This window comes from Shewanella sp. UCD-KL12, from assembly GCF_001957125.1.
GTDB lineage: Bacteria > Pseudomonadota > Gammaproteobacteria > Enterobacterales > Shewanellaceae > Shewanella.
Genome location: NZ_MPHJ01000001.1, coordinates 759,716 through 785,340 on the forward strand (window position 1 = coordinate 759,716; position 25,625 = coordinate 785,340).

Genomic DNA, 25,625 nt, shown 5'->3' on the forward strand with positions numbered 1-25,625 from the left:
TAGGTAAGATAAGTGCAGTACACTCATCTTTTATTTTTATTTTATTGGGTGAACAGCTAATACATCTGAAGAAGCACCTTGGCCATGACAGGTTGCACAAGACTCAGTGCCAGCTGTCGCATCCTCTTTGCTTCCCATAAATACGGCGCCCTGTTGGGTCATATGATTTTGAGCACTATCACTTGAGTGACAATCGCTACATATCGCAGCGGTAGCACTGGTATAGCTGCCATCATCTAAGGCTAAGGGCTGAACGCCTGTGTTTAAAGGTAATGCTACAGTTAACACGCCGCTCTCACTGCTGGTATGACATTGTGCACAGTTACCGATTTGACCTGGATAATTCAAATCTTCATAGCCTTCGCGTTGAGCACTGTGTAGACCGTGGATCATATGTTTATAGTCAGCAGTCGCCAGTGATGGGTTGGCAGAGGTTGAATCTGCGAGCATAAATGGGTTATGACAAAGCTGGCATTGGCCCTCAAGATCATTACGTGAGCCGTGGTAATTTAGCGCTTGGTCACCATGACAAGTGCCACAAGTCTCATTGGTTACTACGACACGTCTACCTTCTGCGGAGAGAGCTGTTTGATTGAAGAACTGATGAGATGATTTGATATTAACCGTCGAGAAATTCTCATCTGAACAATCTCCTAACGCTCCATCTGAGCTACAAAGTTTGCCTTGAACCGCTAAGGTACCTTGATCGGCCTCAGTGCCAACCGGAACCGTAAGGCCAGTTAACTCATAGGTGTAGCTACCGTCGCTACCAGAAGCAGGTGTAGAATCTTGCAGTTTTAACGAACTCGCAGAACGGGTTGAATAATCAAAGCTTGTTCCCCAGTTTGCAACAATGCGCAGATCATCGACAAAACTGAGCTTGTCAGCACTATCAGAGTAGACTTCACCTGATGCTGGGTTACTTAGCTTAATCGTGAAGGTGACACTGGTTCCTGAAAGGCTGGCTGCAGTTATCTCGGCAGTAAACTGAGCTAATGCCTCATCATCACCACCATCGTTATGAACATTCGCCGTCCATTCAGAGTTATGACAAGCGACACAATTACTGTTATCTGCTTGAGCTGGGTGGCCTTCACCGGCAGGGAAGTCGATATTGTTATGGCAAGAGCCACAGGTTTCCATGGTGGGTACTCGAGCCCAGTTGTAATGCTCAGTTAACGCCTCATCGGGGGCATGACATGTTTGGCAGTTAGCCAAAGAGCCTGGGAAGCCTGTTAGGTGTTTTGCATGTATCATCTGTGGGAAGATATTGTCATTGTTACTGACTTTTCCTTCACTATGACAGGTGACACAGGTTTCGACTTCATTGTACTTACTGCCGTGAAATGCCAAATCGTTATGACAAGTGTTGCAGGTCTCCATAACGATAAGGTTGCGGGTATAAGCGACCGCACCTGAGTCTTGCCAATCGAAATGTTGGTTGGTTACGGGAAGCTCAGTGCCATCGGCGAGGCTATCTCCGCCAACTTTTATGACAAGCCTTTGTGTAGCACCAGCCATATAGCTCATATCATTCATGCCATCGAAAGCGGCACTAAAGGTATAGCTATATTGACCATTTCTATGGTCGACTAGCTCGCCAGTGCAGCTAGTTGAGCAGCTTTCAGAGGTAAAGTACTGCCATTGGCTGCTGTTTCCGGCATTGGTGTAACCTTGAGGCAGAAGCTGAGAAGCGATGAAGGTAGGCGTCGATACACCGACAACGGGTTCATCATCTTGATTGCTGATGCTGTAGTTAACGGTGGCAATACCACTGTTCATACTCACATCATCAACGGCTATCATCAGTGATGAGATTTCTGTTGCAGGAGGTCCGCCTGGTTCGCCTGGATTGCCAGGTGAACCATCATCGCCACCACATGCTGCCAGCAATATTGTTAGAGCGAGTGGCAGCGCCTTTTTTGCATTAAACACACATTTTAGATCTATTATTGGTTTCATCATCTCTTCCTTGGAATACACTCTCACACTGACTTTCCAAAAAACATCTTTCAATTTATTGAATCTCTTGCGGTTAGATATGGGCTACTATCAGCCGCTAAAGCTCGTAGCTAAAATTAGTAACTAAAGTTGATAACTAAGGGTGACACCAAAATAGTGAGCACTGTAGTCATGGCCCAGATCGCCAAAAGTGATGACATTGGGTATCTGATCTAAGCTTGCTCCTTGGTTACTCCAATCTGCATCTTGGTATTGCTCAAATATCCAATCGAAACGAACGCCCATAGACTCGCTAAATTGGTAATCGGCAAAGGCATTAACATTATGCGTCGTGGAGAAGTAGTCACCATATGGAGTGGTCAACCCTTGTGTGACTTCTGTGTCGCTTTGTCCGTCTGAGTAGTTGTAATCAATACCGAGTGCTAACTTTTTATCCATTAAGTTTTGGTATTGAACACCTAGGCCCACAACTGTTGATTGCTCATCTACATTGGCAAACCAGTTAGCGGTGCTGAAATTACTACTGCCTGCTTGCTCGCTATCTCGCCAGTCTTGGTTAACGAAGGCATTGATGCTGAGGTCTTCACTGAATAGGTATTGACCTGAGATGTCATAACCCAAGGTTTTCACATCAGTTAGACCAATTTGGGTATCAAGATAATCATCATGACTTTGATGCAGGTTTGCGCTGGCGGAAAATGACTCAGAACCACTAAAACTGGCTAGCACGCTATATTCTTGTCGTTCTCGATCGGCGAGGTAAGACTTTCTCAGTAGGGGATTGCTAGGGCTGTCGGTTCGAGTAACGGCGTTATAAGTGCTCCCACTTCTATCTTTTGCTTCTGCTTTCAGGCCGAATGACCAGGAGTGAGAAGGGCGGTAATTGAGTTTTCCGTATATGCCGGACTCTTCTACTGTCTCTCTATCTAGATCGCTGTAGTTGTTATGATCGTATTGGTAACCTGCATCGAGGTAGACATTGCGGGTGAAACGATACTTAGCTGCTAATTTTGCCTTTTGACGAGTGCGGTCATATTCAGGATTCATATCATTGCCTGAATAGTAACTATCGGTAATAACTTGCGGATAACTATCTACTGCTGTTTTATTGTCTCTATCACGATAGTCATAACTGGCTCTTAGACTTAATTCACGCGTTATTCGTCCTGAATACTTTATCGTCATCTCAATCATGTCGACTTGACCTGCAAGGTTTTCGGTTGGCAGTTCGGGCGATGGGCCGTTGATGGTTGCCGGTAGAAACGCTTGATCTTGAGTGAAGCGGCTAAAGCCTGTGTGCATTAAGATCTGTTGACCATCGGCGCCAAACTGAGCATTACCAGCAATTCGGTAGGCTTTATTATCAGGCGCAGTGGCACTTTGACCTGAATAGGCCGCACCGAACGTTGGCGTAAACGCTGAGTCCCAACTTAACGCATCGTGGTCGTTATTATAGTGGCTAAGCATGGTATCGATACCTGCAAGCCACCCATCTCCATTGAAGTAGATTTTAGCACCCAAGTTATCGGTAGTGTCATCGATGAGCTGAGCTAACATGGCGCTATTGGTCAATATATTGCCGCTAAAGGCTCTTTGCCCCGTACGAGCTTCATGCCGGTAATCTACTTCTGCTTTGTATGAACTACCTTGATAATGGGCATCGAGCGTCCATCTATCTCTTTGCGTACTCAGTGTTCTATTTTTGCTGTCGGCAAGGTTTGGCATTTGTCCTGTAGTTGCCCCCGCTTGCCAGTTATCCGCAAGAGTCATGGCGTCGCCATTGACGAGATAGGGGCTTAATGCCTTATTGGTATCGTAATTTGCAATTCCGCGGTAGCCAAAAGCAACCTCATATTGACCGGGTCTTCCCGTGCTTAGCTTTGCACTACCATTGTCATAGCCTAGTTTATTGGCTTCAATATTTGTCTGGTAACCCGACTCACCATAAAGCGCTACATCAGCATCTAGGTGAGCGACTACGCCATCTTGATCTGTACCGGTAGCATTACCAAAGTGGCTATCTGCAGCATCATTGTAGGCAACACCCGCACCAACAGTTCCCTGAGTGTCTGATGAAACCTTACAGCGTTTACACTCCCACTTTTCAATCTTAATATTGGCCCGATTGACTTTAGAAATGCCGTAGCCATCGGCATAAACTGGTGTGAAAACGCTACCGATTGCTATGGCTATCACAGACTGCTTACACCTTTGCTTCGCTAGGGTATTTATCATATCTATGTTCATTGTTATCACTCCCTACTTAGCGCTGCAGTAATTTGCCAGACGGATGATTAGAACCATGTACTTGGCTGTGGCAGTTCATACATGATTGGCCTGCATTGAATGCATTCTTCTGATTACCAAATACGGCATTTGAAGTATGACCATCTGATGCATGGCAACTCTGACAAAGCTGGGGTGGCTTACTGATAAGCATGCCTTCATTAACACTGCCATGAGGGTTATGGCAGTTAGCACAGTTGTCAGTTACTGGAGAGTGCTCCCATAATTTAGGGCCGCGTTTTTCAGCGTGGCAGGCGTAGCAGTTTTCATTGACACTCATCTGTTTAAGGTTTGAATCACTTAAGCTACCGTGGGGGTTATGGCAATCACTACACACCATCTGTTGCCACTTTAATGGATGGGCTGAGCGTTTATGAAGATCGGCTTTTTGTTGGGTATGACAGGAGGTGCAAACTTCAACTTCAGTTTTTCGCTCACTAATAGGGTCCTTGCCTGTATGGACTAAGTGGCAGCTAGCACAGCTCACATCAGCGGTGTCATGGTGGTTACCACTCCAAGCCATACGCTTGTCATCATTGTGACAGCTCATACAAACACTATTTTGTTTTTGAGCAGGAACTGGAGACTGGTCACCGAAGGTGATCATTGGTTCTTTACCACCGCGGTTGTGGCTACCTTGAGGGCCGTGACAAGCTTCACATTGAAGATCGGCCATGGGGGACCCCTTGATATCAGGGTTGCCATGCACGCCATCGAATAGGGCCATGACTTCAGCACTTCTTCGGTGGCACATCAGACATGAGTCGGCGCCTTTAGGTGAATACTTCCCTTCAGCAAACTTTTTGTCGAGAATCGCTTCAACTTCTGCAGGATCTTTATCATCCCATGGGGCAGAAGCTAAATTGAAACTAAAGGCAGTTAAAAATAATAACAGGCAGGAGATTACCTTGCCTTTAATCCATGCATATTCCATGTTCATCATCACACATCCTGAGCGCTATATTTAGCTAATAGTTTTTATATAAGTAATTTACAAATTTACTAACTTGTAATACTAGTACATTTTCGTGACAAACAAGTAACAAATACGCATGATTTTCAAAGTAAAGAGTGATGATTATTATGAGTAAAATCGAAGATGTGATCTGTATCACGTTATATTCTTGGAGCATTTTTAAAATAGCTCAAATCAATTGATTTGCATTCTCATTTGCGATGCGTGTAACTAAAATAATTCTCTTCGTTCATTTATTAGTTGGGACATTTGTCACATAATATAGAATACAATTGAAAACTATTATCGTTTTCAATACTAAATGTTGATCTAGGTAAAGTTATTTTCCAATTGCCTTAGTTAGAATTTATATAAACTAATGAGTCATGAACCTTTTCAGGGTAAATACATAATGAAATTAAGCGATTTAAATCCAGGCGACCATGCCACGATTTCTGAAATTGGCCAACTTAGCTTGCCTGCGGTTGTTAAACGCAAGTTATTATCTATGGGGATCACCCCCAATACCTCTTTTAGTATTCTGCGTAACGCACCTATGGGTTCAGGACTAGAGTTAGATTTACGGGGAAGTCGATTATGTATGCGTCGTGATCTTGCCGACATTATCGATGTACAGATAGTAGAACAAAAAATTGAGGCGGATAAAGCGCATGGCTAAGCAGTTTCATTGTGTGACCGTTGGTAACCCTAACGCAGGGAAATCGACACTCTTTAATGCACTAACAGGTGCAAATCAGCAAGTTGGTAACTGGTCAGGTGTAACCGTTGAGAAAAAAACAGGCCAATTCACATTAAATGGAGCAGATGTTTCACTAACCGATCTGCCAGGTATTTACGATCTGCTTCCTGCTGGGAATAGCTGTGACTGCTCTTTAGATGAGCAAATAGCGCAACAGTTTCTGGCTGAACAGCAAGTTGATGGCATTATCAACCTTGTTGATGCCACAAATATTGAAAGACATCTCTACCTCACAGCTCAACTGCGTGAGTTGGGTATTCCAATGGTTGTTGTGCTTAATAAAATCGATGCAGCACAAAAGCATGGCATAAGCGTTGACGTTGATAAGATGAGCAAAACTTTAGGTTGCCCAGTTGTCAGTGTTTGCTCCCGTGATGAAGGGGATATCGAAAAGGTTAAGTCTCAGGTGGTATCGCTACTTGAGGGCAAGGTGTCTGAAGAAGCGTTAGTGCTAAATTACGACGCTAAGATTGAAGAGGGCGTCAAGAACCTACTTGAAAGCGACGGTGAGTTAAGCCGAGGTCGTGCACTCGCTATGCTGGCTAACGGGCTAGGTTGCGGTCAGTGCAAAAATGGCAAGATGCTGGATGATGTAAAACAGTGTACAGAGTCTTTATCTAGCCAAGGCAAAGATATTGAGATCATGGTTGCTACCACCCGCTTTGACTTTGTTCAAAGTGTGTATGACTCGTCAGTCGCTACCACGGGCGCAGAAACAATTAGTGATAAGCTGGATAAAGTGATTCTGCATCCAGTTGCGGGTGTGCCCGTCTTCCTGTTTGTCATGTATCTGATGTTCATGTTCAGTATCAATGTTGGTAGCTCATTTATCGACTTCTTTGATATTACTGCTGGTGCCCTTTTTGTTGATCATTTAGGCGCGCTTATGGCAAGCCTTGGTTCGCCTGACTGGCTAGTGACTATTATCGCTGGTGGCGTTGGTCAAGGTATCCAAACTGTTGCAACCTTCATCCCTGTTATTGCTGCGCTATTTTTAGCGCTGTCTGTGCTAGAAGGCTCAGGTTACATGGCGCGTGCAGCATTTGTTGTCGATGGATTAATGCGACGTATCGGTTTACCAGGTAAAGCGTTTGTTCCTATGATTGTTGGTTTTGGTTGTTCAGTACCTGCAATCATGGCAACTCGTACTTTAGGCAGTGAGCGTGAGCGTATCGTAACCGGTATGATGGCGCCATTTATGTCATGTGGTGCTCGTTTGCCTGTCTATGCGCTATTTGCTGCTGCATTCTTCCCTGAATCAGGTCAGAACTTAGTATTCTTGCTTTACATTATTGGGGTCTTGGCTGCTATTGGTACCGGCCTGCTACTTCGCTCAACCATACTACCAGGTTCTAGCAGCGCAGTGGTCATGGAGCTTCCTAGCTATGAAAAGCCTAAGTTTAAAACGGTAATGAACCGTACTGGTAAGCGTACAAAGAGCTTCATTCTTGGTGCTGGTAAAACGATTGTTATCGTTGTGACGCTATTAAACTTCGTTAATTCGATTGGTGTTGATGGCTCTTTTGGCCATGAAGATAGCTCTGAGTCAGTATTGAGTGTTGCTAGCCAGAAAGTGACACCACTGTTTGCACCTATGGGTGTAGAGCAGGACAACTGGCCTGCAACTGTGGGTATCATTACGGGTATTTTTGCTAAAGAAGCAGTAGTTGGTACGCTAAATAGTCTTTACAGCACACCAGCTGGTGATGACGAGGAGTTAGCACCGTTTATTGAAACGCTTAATGAAGCAATAGCAACGATTCCAGAGAACTTGTTAGGTATTCAGGTACAAGATCCTCTAGGACTTGATGTTGGTGATGTGACCTCTCTTGAAACAGCATCTGAAGAGTTAGAAGTCGATTCATCAACATTTACTGCACTACAAGCTGGATTCACTGGTATTGCAGCAGCATTTGCTTACTTACTGTTTGTACTGCTTTACACGCCTTGTGTTGCCGCTATGGGTGCGCTAGTTGGTGAGTTTGGCGGACGTTGGGCAGCTTTTGCGGGTGTTTGGACTTTTGCATTAGCCTATGGCGTTGCGACTATCTTCTACCAAATCGCTACATTCAGCGCTCACCCGTTAAGTTCTAGTTTGTGGATTGGTTTCTTCCTCAGTGCCTTGGTTATCTTCTACCTTTGGTTGAAGGCTAAAGCAAAGCGTACAGAGATGCAGACATTAAATGTGAAGATTATCACTGAATAGTTAGTGTTTGTTTAGCTAAAAAAGCAGCGATAATTCGCTGCTTTTTTGTTTTCTATCGCTTTGTCGAGACTTTTTACCATTCAGCCGTTGTATCTCATTAAGAGATAGTGGATCATCTCTTTAATTACATCAAAATATGCCTTACTCAAGAACAAGGTCAATCATAGTATTAGACCTAGCTTGAAGGCACAGCGTTTTTAAGAGGAATCACATGAGTCATGTGGACAGCGAAGTTCGTCCTAGTAACTTCATTCGTAATATCATAGATGAAGATCTTGAAAGTGGTAAGCACACTGGTGTACATACGCGCTTTCCGCCAGAGCCTAATGGCTTTCTTCATATCGGCCATGCAAAATCAATTTGCCTAAACTTCGGTATAGCGAAAGATTATAAAGGTCAATGTAACTTGCGCTTTGATGATACTAACCCTGAGAAAGAGGACATTGATTATGTTCACTCGATTCAGGATGACGTCAAGTGGCTTGGTTTTGAGTGGTCTGGCGATATCAAATACTCCTCTAACTATTTTGATCAACTACATCAATATGCAGTTGAGTTGATCACTAAAGGGTTAGCTTATGTTTGTTTCCTTAATGGGGAAGAAACACGAGAGTACCGTGGCACGTTAAAAGCGCCGGGTAAGAATAGTCCATACCGTGATACATCAGTTGATGAGAACCTTGAGCTATTTGAAAAAATGCGTAAAGGAGAGTTCAAAGAGGGTGAGTGCGCCTTAAGAGCTAAAATTGATATGGCATCATCATTTATGTGTATGCGTGATCCTATCATCTACCGTGTGCGTTTTGCTCATCATCATCAAACTGGTGACAAGTGGTGCATCTACCCAATGTATGACTTTACTCACTGTATCTCTGATGCCATGGAGAATATCAGTCACTCATTATGTACTTTAGAGTTCCAAGATAACCGACGTTTATATGACTGGGTATTAGATCAGTTAGATGATTTCCAGGCTCCGAATCGTACTCGTCAGTATGAGTTCTCAAGACTTAACCTAGAATACACCTTGATGTCTAAGCGTAAGCTTAATGATCTGGTGAGCCGTAACTTGGTTAATGGTTGGGATGATGCGCGTATGCCGACTATCGCTGGCCTTCGCCGTCGTGGTTATACTGCAGCTTCAATTCGTGAGTTTTGTTTACGTATTGGTGTGACTAAGCAGGACAACATGGTTGAAGTGGCTATGTTAGATGCGTGCATACGTGAAGAACTCAATGATAATGCACCGCGTGCTATGGCTGTGATCAATCCTGTTAAAGTGATTATTGAAAACTACCCTGAAGGGCAAGTTGAAACGCTTAATGCACCTGTTCATCCAAGTCAAGAGGAGCTAGGAAAGCGCGAGCTCACTTTTGGTCGTGAACTGTTTATCGACGCGGATGATTTCCGTGAAGAAGCAAACAAAAAATACAAGCGTTTAGTACAAGGTAAAGAAGTTCGCCTTCGAAATGCCTATGTTATTAAAGCTGAACGTTGCGATAAAGATGCAGAAGGGAACATCACTACGATTTACTGTACGTATGATGATGAAACTTTAGGTGTTAACCCTGCTGATGGTCGTAAAGTAAAAGGGGTTATTCATTGGGTTGAAGCAAGCAGCGCCAAGCCTGCCGAGTTCCGCCTGTATAACAGACTCTTTACCGATACTAATCCGGCAGCTGCAGAAACGGTAGATGAAGTGCTAAACCCTGATTCTCTTATCGTTAAGCATGGTGTTGTTGAAGCTGGGCTTGTTAATGCTGAAGCCGAGAAAGCGTATCAGTTTGAGCGTGAAGGCTATTTCTGTGCAGATAATAAAGACTCATCGCCAGAAAACTTAGTGTTTAACCTGACAGTTGCACTACGAGATTCATCTCAGTAACGCTTTTTATAACATGAGCGCATGAAAAAAGGCTTTAGGGTTCCCCCTAAAGCCTTTTTGTATTCTGTCTTTTAGAACCTAGAACCTAGAACCTAGGCCTTACTGATACATAGGTCCAAAGCCGACGCTCCAGAGAATAACGCTAGATGCCATCAATGCAACTAAGAGAACCAGGCCTGCTGTAACCACTGAGCTAGCATAGATAAATCCTTTCTCTTCAGGAATATTCATGATGATAGGCACCCCTGTGTATAGCAAGTACACAGAGTAAGATAAGCCAGCTAAACCAATTAGCATGACAAACCAAATAGTAGGGTAGAGGGCGGCTAGACCAACCATAAATAACGGTGTTGCTGTATATGAAGCAAGTTCCAGCGCTTGAGTAAATGTTGGCTCTGCATCGAATGTCTTAGCCATCCAATATGCTAAATAGGCGAGTGCAAATACGCCACCAATTAAACCAAAATACATACCACCAGACATCAGCAATGCACTTTGTTGTGTTAAAAATAACGGTTCACCGACACCTAAGTTCCAACCTAGTTGAGTCGCTGCGATAAATGTACAGATAACCGGAATAAGTGCAACGAGCAAAATATGACTTAAGCTACTTTTCAGCGCTTCATGATTTTGCTCAATTGTGTGCCACTCCTCTTTCGGGTGAGTGTATAGCCCCATTAAGTGATTTAATATCATTATAATTATCCTTGTTTAGCTTTAACTTTTGCTCGCCAAACTTCAGACGAGCCTACATGCCTATTGGTCTAATTCCCAAAGACCGTACGGCTCACGATACCCAACTAAAATCGATCTACTCATTAACGCATTAAAATTGTTTTGGTATAAGTTTATTTATTGAACAAAACTACCTCTTAGTCAAGCTGATATTGCCTCACTTGTTAATTATTTGTTTCAGCAAGCTAGGCTCTGTTGAAATGAGCAAGCTCAATTAATTGATTTATTCGCTGATATTTGGTGATAAATGCGTAAATAGCGATCTTTGTAAGACTGAGGAAGTGGTAGAATGGCGACTTAATAATACTGGTTTAAATTTATTTCGAGAACAGACTTTATGCAGCAACTGTTAGCACCTATTCATGATTTTTTAGGTTGTGAAACACCGGACGCCTGGATTGAGGTGGCCAAAAAGCCTGAAAATTTATCGACTCTGCTTATCGATCATTGTAATTGTGAACTTAAAGCTGCCCAAACAGCATTATCTTTAATTAGGAAATATGCTGTCGATAAAGCCCATGCTCAACCTCTGCTTGATTGGGCTAAGCCCTATGGAGAGTTTGTGTATAACAAAGATCGTGATATTGAACAGTTTCTTTCTCGCAATAGTAAAAAGAATGAACTGGCTGCCGAGCTTGTGCCTAAATCTTCGTTTGAGCATGGCCCTGAACTTATTGGAAAAATGGTACGACTCATTAAAGAGGAGTTTCATCATTTTGAGCAAGTTTTAGAGATCATGCATGCGCGGAATGTGCCTTATCAGAACATGACCGCTGGTCGTTATGCCAAGGGCATGATGAAGCAAGTTAGGACGCATGAGCCTGCGGCGTTGGTTGATAAATTAATTATTGGGGCATTTATTGAAGCTCGCTCTTGCGAACGCTTTGCTAAGCTTGCGCCATTTCTAGATGGTGAGCTTAATAAGTTCTATGTATCACTGTTGCGGTCTGAAGCTAGGCATTACCAAGATTATTTAGTGCTTGCTGAGATGGTCCAATCCAATGCTATGACAGCCAAAAGCATTCCCGTAGCGCAAAGAGTTCTACAGATTGGTGAGGTTGAAGCTGAGTTAATTTCTTCACCTGATCCAGAATTCAAATTCCACAGTGGTGCGCCTGAAGGTTAATGATGTACAAGCTTGATATTGCAGGGTTGATGCGCTTTTAATCAATGTGGACTAACGTGAGCTCAGATTGAATCCTGAGCTTCGAAAGGAATATTGCTGAGGCACAGAGAGTTTTGCGAGATAGTTAACACACTGCCTTGTTCGTACCAGTCGCCTACAACAACACGCTGTAATTCAACACCTGATGTTCCACTGAATGTGTGAATGTCAGGTCTATGGGTGTGGCCGTGAATCATCAGCTGAGCTGCAACTTGTGTCATCAGTGAGGTGACGGCATCAGCATCAACATCCATGATCTGCATGCTTTTACTCATATTACTCGATTTACTTTTGGCACGGATATTATTGGCAATCTTCAGTCGTGTTTGTTTTGGCAGATGTGTATAAAGCCACTTGATGACAGGGTTGTTACGAAAGCGTCTAAACCGTTGGTAAGCAGTATCTAGAGTACAAAGGCTATCACCGTGCAACAGCACAGTCGGTTTGCCATAGAGATCGATACAATGCACTTCAGGTAATAAGATCATTCCAGATCTTATTGCGTATTCTTTGCCGATTAAAAAGTCTCGATTACCATGAATGTAATAGATAGGAAGTTGATTCGATATGTTCTTAAGCTTGTCGGCAAGCTGATAGGCGAAAGGCTCGGCAATATCATCGCCAGTCCAAACTTCAAAGAGATCACCTAAGATATAAAGGGCTTCGACATCATCTAGAGAGGTGTCCAGAAATTGATTGAAGGCTTTAGTGATATCGGGGCGATCGGCACTAAGGTGCAGATCGCCCACAAAAAGCGTTTTCATTAAACTGAATTACTCAGCAATGGTCACTTTTTTAATGATGACAGCTTCTAAAGGTACATCTTGATGCATGCCACGGTTACCAGTGCTAACCGCTTTAATTTTGTTTACTACATCCATGCCTGCAGACACTTTACCAAATACACAGTAACCCCAACCTTGAGAAGTCTCAGACTTAAAATCAAGGAAAGTGTTGTCATTAATGTTGATAAAGAACTGTGCAGTCGCTGAATGCGGATCTGAAGTACGCGCCATCGCGATTGAACCAACTACATTAGATAGGCCATTGTTCGCTTCATTTTTTACTGTCTCATTGCAGCGCTTCTGTTCCATATCTTCAGTAAAGCCACCACCTTGAACCATAAAACCGTCGATAACACGGTGAAAAACGGTGCCATCATAGAAACCGTCTTTTGCGTAGTTAAGGAAGTTTTCAGCTGTTAAAGGTGCTTTTTCAGCATCAAGCTCAAGTGTAATTTCACCGTGATTTGTGTGAAGTGTGATCATGTTTTGATTCTCACTAATTTTTGCAATAAGAAAATAGTGGCAGGATTCTAACGCAATTGCCATTTAGCATAAAGGGCTAGGTATTACTTTATAATGATAGGCCTACTTTTCAGTGTAATAATCAAACTGTTTGTCGCAATAAAAGGCTTCTCTGCCCATCTCCCTGATAAAAAGCTAAGTTCTATGACAGGAATCATTTAAAACAATGGATGCTGCACTGGTGCGATGTTAAACTGTGCAGCTAATTTTTATTATTTTTTCGTTGAAGAGAAGAGTAGCGATGTTGAAGTTATACAACAGTCTGACCCGCCAAAAAGAGGAATTCAAACCATTACAGCCTGGTAAAATAGGCATGTACGTGTGTGGGATAACTATCTATGACTTATGTCATATCGGCCATGGTCGTACTTTTGTCTCTTTCGATATGATTGTTAGGTATCTGCGTTATTCTGGGTATGAAGTTAACTTTCAGCGTAACATCACCGATGTCGATGATAAGATCATTAAGCGTGCGGCAGAGAATAATGAAAGTTGTGAATCTTTAACTGAGCGTTTAATTGGTGAGATGCACCGCGACTTTGATGCGCTGAATATGAAACGTCCAGATTTTGAGCCTAGAGCTACGTTACATATGCCTGAGATCATCGAGATGGTTGAAAAACTGATCGAGAAGGAGCATGCCTATGTCTCTGGAAATGGTGATGTCTTGTTCAGTGTTTCATCTTTCCCTGAATACGGTCGTCTCTCAGGACAGAACCTTGAGCAACTTCAAGCTGGCGCCCGTGTAGAGGTTGAAGATACCAAGCGAGATCCAATGGACTTCGTGCTGTGGAAAATGTCTAAGCCTGGAGAGCCTACTTGGGATTCACCTTGGGGACCAGGGCGTCCTGGATGGCACATCGAATGTTCTGCGATGAATGGTAAACATCTTGGCAAGCATTTTGATATCCATGGTGGCGGCTCCGATCTTCAGTTTCCTCATCATGAAAATGAGATTGCCCAGTCTTGCTGTGCCCACGATACCAGCTATGTGAACTACTGGATGCATACTGGCATGGTGATGGTAGACAAAGAGAAGATGTCTAAATCGCTGAATAACTTCTTCACCATTCGTGATGTATTGGCACATTATGATGCCACCACAATACGTTACTTTTTGTTATCAGGTCATTATCGCAGCCAGTTAAACTATTCAGAAGATAACCTCAAACAGGCTAAATCTGCTCTTGAGCGTCTTTATACTGCATTAAAGGGTCTTGACCTTTCAGTTGCCGCTGCACCTGCTGGGGATTATGTCGCTAAATTTAATAGTGCGATGGATGATGATTTCAATACACCTGAGGCTTATTCAGTACTCTTTGAGATGGTTCGTGAGATTAACCGTTTAAAAGAAACTGATACAGCTAAAGCGTCTGCCTTGGCAGTTAAGCTTAAAGAGCTGGCTGATGTGTTAGGTATTCTCGATCAAGATGTCGATACCTTCTTTAAAGGTGAGGGCAGTGATGATGAAGTGGCTGAAATTGAAGCACTCATTGTTGAGCGAAATCGTGCACGTGCTGAGAAAGATTGGCCTGCTGCAGATGTTGCCCGTGACGGTTTAAATGCTTTAGGTGTTATTTTAGAAGATGGGCCGGAAGGCACCACTTGGCGTAAGAAGTAAAATTTACACTTATCGATAAAAAAGCCTGCTGATGCAGGCTTTTTTGTACAAGGATATACTTATCCCCGATCGCAGGGATTTGTGCATTTTAAAACTTATGCTTCATCATGATATTGCTCTGCAGCATACAAGGTGTTCTCTAATAGGCTCGCAATCGTCATCGGGCCTACACCACCTGGAACCGGAGTGATAAAGCTGGCATTTTTTTCAGCTGCTTCAAATTGGACATCACCGACTAAACGACCATCTTCAAGACGGTTAATGCCCACATCGATGACTAAGGCACCTGGTTTTATCCACTCTCCAGGAATAAAGCCGGGTTTACCTACTGCAACAACAACGAGATCTGCTTGTCGAACTTTTTGCTCAAGGTTTCGAGTGAAACGGTGGCAAGTTGTCGTTGTGCAACCTGCGAGTAGTAGCTCTAGGCTCATTGGGCGGCCAACAATATTTGATGCGCCAACAACTAAAGCATCTAACCCATAGGTATCAACACCAGTTGATTTAATCAGTGTCATGATCCCCATCGGTGTGCATGAACGCAGCACTGGAATACGTTGGGCTAAACGACCAACATTATAAGGGTGGAAGCCATCGACATCTTTATCAGGGCGAATACGTTCAATTACTTTAGATTCTTCAATATGATCAGGTAACGGAAGTTGAACCAGTATGCCATCGATAGCCTTGTCATTGTTACACTCATCGATGAGTGCAAGTAGCTCCTCTTCAGAAGTCGATGGTTCAAGATCGTACGAACGGGACAGGAATCCAACTTCTTCACAGGCACGTCTTTTACTGCCGACATATACTTGTGATGCTGGATCTGCACCAACTAAGATTACGGCTAAACCAGGAATACGTTGTCCGGCCTCTTTACGGGCGGTGACTTTCTCTTTTAGCTCTGTTCGAATGGACTGAGCAATCGCTTTACCATCGATTCTTTGGGCTGTCATGGGGGTAGGATATCCTTAAAAGGGCGCACTGTTGAAAACCGCGGCTATTTTAACAGGTGACTCTATATGTGTCATTTATTTCAGGGTGTAACAAACAGTTCTAAATTATGGATAATTAAATTACCTCAGGCTCACTCAGTGGATAAGCTAATGGTGTTGTTTAGGGTTCGAGATGATAGCAATGCATTGGTCTGCTAATCTTGAGGCTATGATTCTTCACTACAGACTTAGTCATCGCGAGTTGAGCATTAAAAATAGGCAGGTGGCGGGCTTTTTATACGAATGGCATAAGATTAGTTTGTTAAATAGCCAAGCTCGCAATCTTTATAAAAAAAGCGTTGACGCATTTAAAGGGAGGGGCTAATATGCGCTCCGTTCTCAACGAGAAGCTAGATTGTTCCCAAGTGAGATAGAAAATAGAATGTTATATCCCAATGCAGACATTCAATAATATTTTCAAAAAGTTATACTCGGTGATTAGCGCAGCCCGGTAGCGCATCTGGTTTGGGACCAGAGGGTCAGAGGTTCGAATCCTCTATCACCGACCAAATTTATTAAAGTAGGTTGCTAAACTCTTACTTTAAGGTTGAAAGGAAGGTAAGCTTATTAGCTTCGAATCCTCACTCTTTATAATAGAGTGGTCGACCAAAATCATATTATTTGCCCACCAAAGCAGGTAATTAGAAAGATTCGTCTTTCAACGCTAATTCAGGATGTGAGTTTTCTCACTTTCGAAGCGCCCGTAGCTCAGTTGGATAGAGCATCCGCCTTCTAAGCGGATGGCCGCAGGTTCGAATCCTGCCGGGCGTACCATATCAGTGGTGATTGTAGCTCAGTTGGTAGAGCCCCGGATTGTGATTCCGGTTGTCGTGGGTTCGAGCCCCATCAGTCACCCCACTTCTTTTGAAGTAAATTAAAAAAAGCGACCCTAGGTCGCTTTTTTTACGCCTGTAATTCGTGTTTTAAGGTCGACTCTGAGGTAAAGCGTGGCTATAATGTCGCGTCTTGATATTTATCAATCATAAATGATTAGAGCCAGAATTCAGTTGTGATGGGCTTCCTAGTCACATTTTAAGTTCAAGAAACGAATACTTTAATAGTTGAAAATTCGACTATTGCAAAGGACGTAAGACTTATTTCGAGGTAAAACAATGCAAGTTTCTGTTGAAACAACTCAAGGCCTAGAGCGTCGCCTAACTATTTCTGTTCCTGCTGAGCAGATTGAAAAGACCGTTAATGAAGCATTAAAAAGCGAAGCTAAGCGTGCTCGTCTTCCTGGCTTCCGTCCAGGCAAGGTGCCTGTAAGCGTGATCAAGAAGCGTTACGGCCAAGCTATTCGTCAGGATATTACTGGTGAAGTGATGCAGCGTAACTTCGTTGAAGCAATTATTGCTGAGAAGCTAAACCCAGCAGGTGCTCCAACTTTCGTACCTGGTGAGTCTGATGCTGAAAGCTTCCAGTTTGTTGCTACTTTCGAGATCTACCCAGAAGTAGAATTAAAAGGTCTTGACGCTATCGCTGTTGAACAGCCAAAAGCTGAAGTGACTGACACAGATGTAGATGCAATGATTGAAACATTGCGTAAGCAACATGCAACGTTTGAAGCTGTTGAGCGTGAAGCTGCTGACGGCGACAAGGCGATGATCAACTTCGTTGGTTCTGTTGACGGTGAAGAGTTTGAAGGCGGAAAAGCTGAAAACTTCGAACTACAACTAGGTAGCGGCCGTATGATCCCAGGTTTCGAGTCTGGTGTTGAAGGTCATAAAGCAGGTGAAGAGTTCGAGATCGAAGTGACTTTCCCTGAAGATTACCATGCTGAAAACTTGAAAGGTAAAGTTGCTAAGTTCGTTATCACACTTAACGAAGTTCAAGCTGCTAACCTTCCAGAAGTTAACGACGAATTTGCTAAGCTATTCGGTGTAACTGAAGGTGGTCTTGAAGCTCTTAAAGCTGAGATCAGCAAGAACATGGGTCGTGAGCTAGAGCAAGCGCTTAAAGCTAACGTTAAAGAGCAGGTGCTTAACGGTCTTCTAGAGCAAAACGAACTTGAACTTCCTAAGTCATTAATTGACGGTGAAGTTGAAGTGCTACGTAAGCAAGCTATGCAACGCTTCGGTGAGCAAGCTGCTAACATGCCTGAACTACCAGCGGATCTGTTCACTGAGCAAGCTGAGCGTCGCGTTAAAGTTGGTCTACTTCTAGGTGAAGTGATCAAGACTAACGAGCTAAAAGCTGAAGATGAGCGTGTTCAAGGTCTAATCGCTTCTATGGCTTCTGCATACGAAGATCCAAGTGAAGTTGTTGAGTATTACAACAAGAACGAAGAGATGATGCAGAACATGCGTAACGTCGCTCTTGAAGAACAAGCTGTTGAAGCATTGCTTAAAACTGCACAATTAACTGATAAAGAAGTTAATTTTGAAGAATTTATGAACAAGGCTACACAACAAGGTTAAGCTTCGCTTGACTTAAATGGTGATTAACCATTTATAATGGCTCGTATGAGGTTCCTCATGCGAGCCGTTTTTATTTAGGGATTATTAATAATGCAAAATGCACCAGAATCAGTATTAAATGCACTCGTGCCTATGGTGGTCGAACAGACTGCTAAAGGTGAACGCTCATATGATATCTATTCTCGACTATTAAAAGAGCGTATTATTTTCTTGGTTGGTCCAGTTGAAGAGCACATGGCTAACCTCGTTGTTGCACAATTACTGTTTTTGGAGTCGGAAAGTCCTGATAAGGATATCTTCCTGTATATTAACTCTCCAGGTGGTTCTGTCACTGCTGGCATGGCTATTTATGACACAATGCAGTTTATTAAACCTAATGTAAGTACAGTATGTATTGGCCAGGCAGCAAGCATGGGTGCATTCTTACTTGCAGGTGGGGCAGCGGGCAAGCGTCACTGCCTTCCTAATTCACGAGTAATGATCCATCAGCCGTTAGGTGGCTTCCAAGGCCAAGCTTCTGATATTGCCATTCATGCTCAAGAAATTTTGGGTATCAAAAACAAGCTAAACCAAATGCTAGCTGAACATACTGGTCAGCCTTTAGAGGTTATTGAACGAGATACTGATCGTGATAACTTTATGAGTGCAACTGAAGCTGCCGAGTATGGGCTTGTTGATTCAGTTATGGATAAACGAAGCTGATTTTTGTCTTTGGCTGAGCTATGCTCAGGAATAAGGCGTTAAATAGAATTATGTAGTGGTGCAGACTGCGCAAGAGGTAGTGTAATGAGCGACAACAAAAGTACCGGTGACAGTGGGAAACTACTGTACTGCTCTTTTTGTGGAAAGAGTCAGCATGAGGTTCGTAAACTCATAGCTGGTCCTTCAGTATATGTTTGTGATGAGTGCGTTGAGCTCTGCAACGATATTATTAGGGAAGAGATCAAAGAGATTTCACCGAAGCAAGATCAAGATAAGTTACCCACACCTCATGAGTTACGAGCTCATTTGGATGATTACGTCATCGGGCAAGATAAAGCGAAGAAAGTGCTATCTGTAGCGGTATATAACCACTATAAGCGCTTGAAGAATGCGACGCCTAAAGATGGTGTTGAGCTAGGTAAGAGTAATATCTTGCTAATCGGTCCAACAGGTAGTGGTAAAACATTACTTGCTGAAACCTTGGCTCGCTTCTTAGACGTGCCATTTACTATGGCTGATGCAACCACGCTTACTGAAGCTGGTTATGTTGGTGAGGATGTTGAAAATATCATCCAAAAGCTGCTACAGAAGTGTGACTACGATGTAGAGAAGGCACAACGCGGCATCGTTTATATCGATGAGATTGATAAAATCAGCCGTAAGTCTGACAACCCATCAATTACACGCGATGTATCTGGTGAAGGTGTGCAGCAAGCTTTGCTTAAGTTGATTGAAGGTACCGTTGCGGCTGTTCCGCCACAAGGTGGCCGTAAACACCCTCAGCAAGAGTTCCTGCAGGTTGATACCTCCAAGATACTGTTTGTCTGTGGTGGCGCTTTCTCTGGCCTTGAGAAGGTCATTGAGCAACGCAGTCATAAGGGAACGGGTATTGGCTTCGGCGCTGAAGTAAAAGGTGAAGACGATAAAGCGACTATTTCTGATACCTTGATGCAAGTAGAACCTGAAGATTTGGTGAAGTATGGTCTTATTCCAGAGTTTATTGGTCGACTTCCCGTACTCGCTACACTTGCAGAGCTTGACGATGCCGCATTAATTCAGATCTTGTCTGAGCCTAAAAATGCGTTAACGAAGCAATTTGCAGCACTTTTTGAGATGGAAGATGTTGAGCTTGAGTTTCGTGAAGATGCCTTGAAAGCTATCGCGCTGAAAGCGATGACTCGAAAGACTGGTGCTCGTGGTCTACGCTCAATCGTAGAAGGTATCTTACTTGATATCATGTACGACCTACCATCAGCTGACGATGTGACCAAAGTGGTCATTGATGAGTCAGTGGTAAAGGGTGAGTCAACGCCTATACTTATCTATGAAAATAGTGAGTCTCAAGCCGCTGGTGGCGAGTAAATAATTGTAAAATTACTCAAATTTGTTAAAAAGGAGCCTATATGGCTCCTTTTTTATGCGCTCAGTTTATAAATTTGTCATTCACCATTGAAACGGATGAAATTATCCCAATATACTGATTAGTATTATCATCAAACGGAATCGAGCTATGACACAAGAGAGTGAAGCGCGAATCGAACTACCCGTACTGCCACTTAGAGATGTGGTGGTCTACCCCCATATGGTTATTCCGTTATTTGTCGGACGGGAAAAATCTATTCGTTGTCTAGAAACAGCGATGGAACAAGACAAGCAGATAATTCTCGTTGCACAGCGTGATGCTGAGCTCGATGACCCTAGCATTGATGACATTTTTGAAGTGGGAACAGTTGCTTCAATTTTACAGTTATTGAAGCTACCTGATGGCACAGTAAAAGTACTGGTTGAAGGTGGCAAGCGTGCGCGTATCGAAAAATACACCGATGAAGAGTCTTTCTTTGTCGCTTCTGCACAATACCTTGAATCTGAGCCTATGGCGGAAAAAGAGGAAGAGGTATTAGTTCGTAGTGCCGTGGGTCAGTTTGAAGGCTATATCAAGCTAAATAAGAAGATCCCACCAGAAGTACTCACTTCGCTATCAGGTATCGATGAAGCTGCACGCCTTGCTGATACGATGGCGGCGCATATGCCGCTTAAGCTGGATGACAAACAATCTGTGCTAGAGATGGTTGATGTTGCTGAGCGTCTAGAGTATCTGATGGCAATGATGGAGTCTGAAATTGATCTCCTTCAGGTTGAGAAACGTATTCGCTCACGTGTTAAAAAGCAGATGGAAAAGAGTCAGCGTGAGTATTATCTCAATGAGCAGATGAAGGCAATTCAAAAAGAGCTTGGTGATATTGACGAGTCTCATGATGAATTTGAAAGTTTAGCTAAGAAAATTGATGAAGCTAAAATGCCTGAAGAAGCTAAAGATAAGGCAACTGCTGAGCTAAACAAGTTAAAAATGATGTCACCAATGTCAGCTGAAGCGACTGTTGTTCGTAGTTATGTTGATTGGATGATCTCAGTACCTTGGCGTCAACGCTCTAAAATTAAGCGCGATTTAGCTAAGGCGCAAGACGTTTTAGATACTGATCACTTTGGCCTAGAGAAGGTCAAGGAGCGCATTCTTGAGTACCTAGCGGTGCAGAGTCGTGTTAAGCAGCTTAAAGGGCCAATTCTTTGTTTAGTTGGACCACCAGGTGTAGGTAAAACGTCTCTTGGACAGTCAATCGCTAAAGCTACAGGCCGTAAATATGTGCGTGTGGCATTAGGTGGCGTGCGTGATGAGGCTGAGATCCGTGGACATCGTCGTACTTACATTGGCTCAATGCCGGGTAAAGTGATTCAAAAGATGTCTAAGGTTGGGGTGAAGAACCCACTTTTCTTACTCGATGAGATCGATAAGATGAGTAGCGATATGCGTGGCGACCCAGCTTCTGCACTACTTGAAGTGCTGGATCCTGAGCAGAACGCAACTTTTAGTGACCATTACCTAGAGGTGGATTACGACCTTTCAGATGTGATGTTTGTCGCTACATCTAACTCAATGAATATTCCAGGTCCTTTGCTGGATCGTATGGAAGTGATTCGTCTATCTGGTTACACAGAAGATGAGAAGCTAAACATTGCTAAACAACACCTTTTACCTAAACAGATTGAGCGTAATGGTCTGAAATTAAAAGAGGTTACTGTCGATGATAGTGCGATTATAGGTATTATTCGTTACTACACACGAGAAGCGGGTGTCCGTGCGCTTGAGCGTGAGCTATCTAAGATATGTCGTAAAGTCGTTAAGCAGATCATGCTTGATAAATCTGTAAAGCATGTGGATGTTAATCAAGACAACCTTAAGTCGTTTCTTGGTGTACAGCGCTGTGATTACGGTAAAGCTGAGTCTAACAACCAGATTGGTCAGGTTACCGGACTTGCATGGACTGAAGTGGGCGGCGATCTATTAACGATTGAAGCAACATCGGTACCTGGCAAAGGCAAGCTGAGCTATACCGGTTCACTTGGTGATGTGATGCAGGAATCAATTCAAGCTGCGATGACAGTCGTTAGAGCTCGTGCTGAACAGCTTGGCATCAATCCAGACTTTTATGAAAAACGCGACATTCATGTCCACGTTCCAGAAGGTGCGACACCAAAAGATGGTCCTTCAGCGGGCGCAGCTATGTGTACAGCGCTTGTTTCTAGCTTAACGGGTAACCCAGTTAGGGCAGATGTGGCTATGACAGGTGAAATAACACTGCGTGGCGAAGTCCTGCCGATTGGTGGATTGAAAGAAAAACTACTTGCAGCTCATCGTGGCGGCACAAAAGTAGTATTGATTCCAAAGGAAAATGAGCGTGATTTGGAAGAAATACCAGCTAATGTAGTAGCGGATCTGAAAATTCATCCTGTTCGTTGGGTGGATGAAGTGCTTGAATTGGCGTTAGAGCGACCAATTGAGGGCTTTGAAGTGGTTAAAAATTTGGGCTAACGCAAAAAATTGCCCAATTGCAGTAAAATAATTGCAAAAAGGGCTTTTTAAAGTCGCTAGCTGTGGTAGCCTAGGTCGGTGGATAGCTCATATCTCTCAAGCCCTTATGGCAACTGGTTTTGAGCTGTTTTCAATTATATTTAGCAGCTTTTCCTATAGAGCTTGAGTTTTAGTTTCAAGCTTGTTATAAAAGCCATCGCAGACCGCTCTAGACATGGATTTGGTTGCGGTGCAAAAATTACATTCAAGGGGATGACATGAACAAATCTGAACTAATCGAGAAAATCGCTTCTGGTGCTGACATTTCTAAAGCGGCTGCTGGCCGTGCATTAGATTCTTTCATTGGCGCTGTTACTGATGGTCTTAAAGATGGCGATAAGATTTCTCTAGTTGGTTTTGGTACTTTTGAAGTGCGTCAACGCGCTGAGCGTACTGGTCGTAACCCACAGACGGGTAAAGAGATCAAAATCGCTGCTGCAAACATTCCTGCATTCAAAGCAGGTAAAGCTCTAAAAGACGCTGTAAACTAAAATCAGTTTTACCGCTCTTACTAAAGCCAAGGCTTTTTTAAAAGAGTATCGTAAAATACAAGCACTGCTCTAGCGGTGCTTTTTACGAATATTGACTAAGGTTTGAATTGGCAATTTTGATTGCTAACTACCTAAAAGTTTACGAAAAGGCGCATCTCAATCGTGATGCGCCTTTTTTAATTTTAATCGCAACAAGCGAGAGAATAGATGTTAGAGAAGATTCGCGAAGGCTCACAGGGCGTGATTGCAAAAAGCATTCTAGTTCTAGTGATACTTTCCTTTGCATTTACTGGTGTAAGTAGTTACTTAGGTTCATCGACAGAGGCCGCTGCTGCTACCGTCAATGGTGAAGAGATCAGTGAATCAGCCTTGGAACAAGCCTACCAAAGTGAACGTGCTCGACTAGAGCAGCAACTAGGTGAGATGTTCGATGCATTAGCGGCTGATGACACTTATTTAGCCAGCGTCAAACAAAGCGTTTTAGAGCGTCTTGTTGCTGAAAAATTATTAGACCAATCTGCTATTGAGCTTGGCTTAAGAGTATCTGATGAGCAGATTAAAAATGCCATCATGACTGAGCCTGCTTTCCAAACAGATGGTCAGTTTGATAATGATCGCTATTTAGCAATTTTGCGTCAGTTGGGTTACCAAACTAACTCATTCAGAGACATGATGCGTACCGATATGACACGCAGACAGTTGGTTGCGTCTCTAGTGGGGTCAGAGTTCGTACTTCCTGGTGAAACTAGCTATCTAGCGGGTATCCAAGGTCAGACTCGCGACATTCGCTATCATATCGTTGATGCAAGCCCGTTCGTTGCTGATGCCAATGTTACAGATGAACAAGCTGAGTCGTTCTATAACTCAAACTTAGCGCAGTTCATGAGCCCTGAAACATTGAGTCTTGAGTATATCGAACTTGATGCTACAGCTATGGCTGCCGATGTTGTTATCAGTGATGAAGATGCTCAGTCTTTCTATGATGAAAACAAGAACCAGTACCTGAAAGCTGAAAAGCGTCTTGCTGGTCATATATTGGTGAATCTAGGCGATGACGAGTCAGCGTCTAAAGCAAAAGCTGAAGCTATCTACGCTAAGCTTAATGCTGGTGAAGATTTTGCAGAACTTGCTAAAACAGATTCTGAAGATACTTTCAGCGGAGAGCAGGGCGGACAACTTGATTGGTTTGAACAAGGTGTTATGGAACCTGCTTTCGATGAAGCTTTATATTCCCTTGAAAAAGGTCAGTATTCAGCTGTCGTCAAGACAAGCTTTGGTTACCATATTATCAAGCTTCTTGATGTACAGCCTGGTGAGCAAGCGCCATTTGCAGATGTTAAAGCAAAAATTATTGCTCAGCTAAAGCAAACAAAAGCAGTTGATACCTTCTTTAGTCTTCAGCAAACATTGGCTGATGTAACTTATGAAGTGCCAGATACGCTTAGTGAAGCGGCAAACGAGTTAGGTGTTGAGGTTCAATCTACGCCTGTATTTACTCGTACAAATGCACCTGCACCTTTTGATAATCCTGAAGTATTGAAAGCAGCATTTTCTACCACTGTTTTACTTGATGGTATGAACAGTGATGTGATTGAAGTTGACGCTAACCATGCAATGGTTATTCGTATTAAATCACATACCGCTGCTGGTACTGTCGACTTTGCTACGGTTAAACCTGGTATTGTTGAACGTTTGAAGCAGGAACAAGCTAATGAAATTGCTCGTGATAAAGCACAGGCGTTAGTCAGTTCGTTCGCAGCTGCAGATGCTGGTACTGAGTCAATCACTAAAACTAAGCTTGGACGCTTTGATCAAAGTGTCGATGGCGCAATCACTAGTAAAGCTTTCCAAATGGCTCAGCCTGCTGGTTCTGCAGTGGTTGATACTGTTGCACTAGCAAATGGTTATGCCGTTATTGCGCTAGATAAAGTGAACGCTGCTGAAGGTATTGATGATAATGTGCTAGGCGCTCTTGAGCAACGCTTAAGTGCACAATACAGTGAAGGTGATTACCGTGCCCTTATAGCGACGCTAAAAGCTAAAGGTGAAGTGATTTACAGCCCTGTTCAGTAAAGAAGACATCGTGAGTTTTCTCACTTAAATGAAAGGTCAGCATAAGCTGACCTTTTTTATGTCTGGCCATAAATGTTCCATTCATTTATTGGCATTTCCGCCATCCGTGCCATCAACGTCCGCAGTCGTATCCACACCCGTTTATCTACTTCTTCGATTGG

At 43.3% G+C, this 25,625-nt stretch carries 18 protein-coding genes and 3 tRNA genes; 14 read left to right on the forward strand and 7 right to left on the reverse strand.

The annotated features are described in order from the left end of the window. Positions 1–36 precede the first annotated feature (36 nt). The 3 genes from BM736_RS03250 to BM736_RS03260 form a co-directional block, all read right to left on the reverse strand. Positions 37–1,962: an OmcA/MtrC family decaheme c-type cytochrome gene (locus BM736_RS03250; protein WP_076408541.1), complete on the reverse strand. Its 1,926-nt coding sequence runs from the start codon at positions 1,960–1,962 to the stop codon at positions 37–39. 123 nt (positions 1,963–2,085) lie between these two features. Then, positions 2,086–4,209: an MtrB/PioB family decaheme-associated outer membrane protein gene (locus BM736_RS03255; RefSeq protein ID WP_256717692.1), complete on the reverse strand. Its 2,124-nt coding sequence runs from the start codon at positions 4,207–4,209 to the stop codon at positions 2,086–2,088. A gap of 16 nt (positions 4,210–4,225) precedes the next feature. Further along, positions 4,226–5,188 carry a DmsE family decaheme c-type cytochrome gene (locus BM736_RS03260; RefSeq protein WP_076409888.1) on the reverse strand — a complete coding sequence of 321 codons (963 nt, stop codon included), beginning with the start codon at positions 5,186–5,188 and terminating at the stop codon, positions 4,226–4,228. Positions 5,189–5,615: 427 nt separating this feature from the next. Between BM736_RS03260 and BM736_RS03265 the strand changes: the two genes are divergently transcribed. From BM736_RS03265 to glnS, 3 genes are all read left to right on the forward strand, one after another. Next, positions 5,616–5,882 carry a FeoA family protein gene (locus BM736_RS03265; RefSeq protein ID WP_076408544.1) on the forward strand — a complete coding sequence of 89 codons (267 nt, stop codon included), beginning with the start codon at positions 5,616–5,618 and terminating at the stop codon, positions 5,880–5,882. Then, a complete protein-coding gene (gene feoB / locus BM736_RS03270; protein WP_076408547.1) occupies positions 5,875–8,169 on the forward strand; it encodes a Fe(2+) transporter permease subunit FeoB in 2,295 nt (764 codons plus the stop codon). The genes BM736_RS03265 and feoB overlap by 8 nt, the downstream gene beginning before the upstream one ends. Before the next feature lie 211 nt (positions 8,170–8,380). After that, complete coding sequence (glnS, locus tag BM736_RS03275; protein ID WP_076408550.1) at positions 8,381–10,051, forward strand: glutamine--tRNA ligase; 1,671 nt, start codon at positions 8,381–8,383, stop codon at positions 10,049–10,051. 99 nt (positions 10,052–10,150) lie between these two features. Here the strand turns inward: glnS and BM736_RS03280 are convergent, their stop codons facing one another. Beyond that, positions 10,151–10,747, reverse strand: coding sequence for a Yip1 family protein (locus BM736_RS03280; protein WP_076408552.1), 597 nt, complete (start codon positions 10,745–10,747; stop codon positions 10,151–10,153). A gap of 376 nt (positions 10,748–11,123) precedes the next feature. Between BM736_RS03280 and miaE the strand changes: the two genes are divergently transcribed. Beyond that, positions 11,124–11,912, forward strand: a complete 789-nt coding sequence (gene miaE / locus BM736_RS03285; protein ID WP_076408554.1) for a tRNA isopentenyl-2-thiomethyl-A-37 hydroxylase MiaE — start codon at positions 11,124–11,126, stop codon at positions 11,910–11,912. 62 nt (positions 11,913–11,974) lie between these two features. On the opposite strand, the gene BM736_RS03290 is transcribed toward miaE, so the two are convergent. Further along, on the reverse strand, positions 11,975–12,715 hold the full coding sequence (locus tag BM736_RS03290; RefSeq protein WP_076408557.1) for a UDP-2,3-diacylglucosamine diphosphatase: 741 nt from the start codon (positions 12,713–12,715) through the stop codon (positions 11,975–11,977). Positions 12,716–12,724: 9 nt separating this feature from the next. Beyond that, positions 12,725–13,219, reverse strand: coding sequence for a peptidylprolyl isomerase (locus tag BM736_RS03295; RefSeq protein ID WP_076408560.1), 495 nt, complete (start codon positions 13,217–13,219; stop codon positions 12,725–12,727). A 280-nt stretch (positions 13,220–13,499) separates the two neighbouring features. Between BM736_RS03295 and cysS the strand changes: the two genes are divergently transcribed. Then, positions 13,500–14,879 carry a cysteine--tRNA ligase gene (gene cysS / locus BM736_RS03300; RefSeq protein WP_076408562.1) on the forward strand — a complete coding sequence of 460 codons (1,380 nt, stop codon included), beginning with the start codon at positions 13,500–13,502 and terminating at the stop codon, positions 14,877–14,879. A gap of 95 nt (positions 14,880–14,974) precedes the next feature. Here cysS and folD read toward each other — a convergent pair whose 3' ends face one another. Beyond that, the gene (gene folD / locus BM736_RS03305; protein ID WP_076408565.1) at positions 14,975–15,835 is read right to left on the reverse strand and encodes a bifunctional methylenetetrahydrofolate dehydrogenase/methenyltetrahydrofolate cyclohydrolase FolD; all 861 of its coding nucleotides are present in this window, start codon (positions 15,833–15,835) and stop codon (positions 14,975–14,977) included. Positions 15,836–16,306: 471 nt separating this feature from the next. Here folD and BM736_RS03315 point away from each other — a divergent pair. The 9 genes from BM736_RS03315 (at position 16,307) to BM736_RS03355 (ending at position 25,464) form a co-directional block, all read left to right on the forward strand. Further along, positions 16,307–16,383: transfer RNA gene (locus tag BM736_RS03315), tRNA-Pro, on the forward strand. Positions 16,384–16,571: 188 nt separating this feature from the next. Further along, positions 16,572–16,648 (forward strand) — tRNA-Arg (locus tag BM736_RS03320). An 8-nt stretch (positions 16,649–16,656) separates the two neighbouring features. Continuing rightward, positions 16,657–16,732, forward strand: a tRNA-His gene (locus tag BM736_RS03325). A gap of 254 nt (positions 16,733–16,986) precedes the next feature. Next, the gene (gene tig / locus BM736_RS03330; protein ID WP_076408570.1) at positions 16,987–18,291 is read left to right on the forward strand and encodes a trigger factor; all 1,305 of its coding nucleotides are present in this window, start codon (positions 16,987–16,989) and stop codon (positions 18,289–18,291) included. A gap of 90 nt (positions 18,292–18,381) precedes the next feature. Beyond that, on the forward strand, positions 18,382–18,993 hold the full coding sequence (gene clpP, locus BM736_RS03335; RefSeq protein ID WP_076408572.1) for an ATP-dependent Clp endopeptidase proteolytic subunit ClpP: 612 nt from the start codon (positions 18,382–18,384) through the stop codon (positions 18,991–18,993). 84 nt (positions 18,994–19,077) lie between these two features. After that, on the forward strand, positions 19,078–20,355 hold the full coding sequence (clpX, locus tag BM736_RS03340) for an ATP-dependent protease ATP-binding subunit ClpX (protein WP_076408574.1): 1,278 nt from the start codon (positions 19,078–19,080) through the stop codon (positions 20,353–20,355). Positions 20,356–20,503: 148 nt separating this feature from the next. Beyond that, positions 20,504–22,861 (forward strand): endopeptidase La, encoded by a 2,358-nt coding sequence (gene lon, locus BM736_RS03345; protein WP_076408576.1) that lies wholly within the window; start codon positions 20,504–20,506, stop codon positions 22,859–22,861. Positions 22,862–23,118: 257 nt separating this feature from the next. Then, the gene (locus tag BM736_RS03350; RefSeq protein ID WP_076408579.1) at positions 23,119–23,391 is read left to right on the forward strand and encodes an HU family DNA-binding protein; all 273 of its coding nucleotides are present in this window, start codon (positions 23,119–23,121) and stop codon (positions 23,389–23,391) included. 207 nt (positions 23,392–23,598) lie between these two features. Further along, a complete protein-coding gene (locus tag BM736_RS03355; RefSeq protein ID WP_076408581.1) occupies positions 23,599–25,464 on the forward strand; it encodes a SurA N-terminal domain-containing protein in 1,866 nt (621 codons plus the stop codon). Positions 25,465–25,625 lie beyond the last annotated feature (161 nt).